Genomic DNA, 574 nt, shown 5'->3' with positions numbered 1-574 from the left:
CTTAGAACGAACAGCTTTACATACGTTCCGCCATCAGGGAACGGTGTCGGCTTTGGGGGAGTGTCAGAGCGCCAGAGCTCTGACTGCGTGATCAGCTCCGTCGGCGGACGGGCGCTCCCTTGCGGTCGCTATCGGTGATCGTCCGCCGGAGCTGGCACCTTAGGTTGGCGGGCCTTCATCGTGGTCATGCTGAGCATGTTTACGGCAGGGGGCGTCGTGAGAACAAAAAACCTGACCGGCTTGTGCCGGTCAGGTTTTTGATTACCGCTTAGAGCGGCTGGATGTTCTCCGCCTGCGGACCCTTAGGGCCCTGGGTGACGTCGAACTGAACCTTCTGGTTCTCGTCGAGGGAGCGGTAACCACTGGATGCGATTGCCGAAAAGTGTGCGAAGACGTCAGCGCTTCCGTCGTCGGGGGCGATGAAACCGAAGCCCTTTTCGGCGTTGAACCACTTGACTGTACCTGTTGCCATGCTTGTTTCCTTCACGGGTCGCGGGCCGGATCCGCTTTTCGGATTGCCGTCCCCGCCACTCACATAATGAGCCTATGTGGCAGCAGTGGGGGCGGGCAAGAG

General features: G+C 59.8%; 1 protein-coding gene. It reads right to left on the bottom strand.

What is annotated here, in order from left to right; genetic code table 11:
• Positions 1 to 268 precede the first annotated feature (268 nt).
• Positions 269 to 472 carry a transcription antiterminator/RNA stability regulator CspE gene (gene cspE, locus CXQ88_RS21465; protein WP_104046164.1) on the bottom strand — a complete coding sequence of 68 codons (204 nt, stop codon included), beginning with the start codon at positions 470 to 472 and terminating at the stop codon, positions 269 to 271.
• Positions 473 to 574: the final 102 nt, after the last annotated feature.

Origin of the sequence: Arthrobacter sp. ZGTC412, from assembly GCF_002929215.1 — a bacterium.
GTDB lineage: Bacteria > Actinomycetota > Actinomycetes > Actinomycetales > Micrococcaceae > Arthrobacter.
This window is presented reverse-complemented; position numbering and strand designations above follow the sequence as displayed.

Coding starts and splice junctions, on each gene's coding strand:
- cspE (WP_104046164.1), bottom strand. CDS start 472: ATGGCAACAGGTACAGTCAAGTGGTTCAACGCCGAAAAGGGCTTCGGT.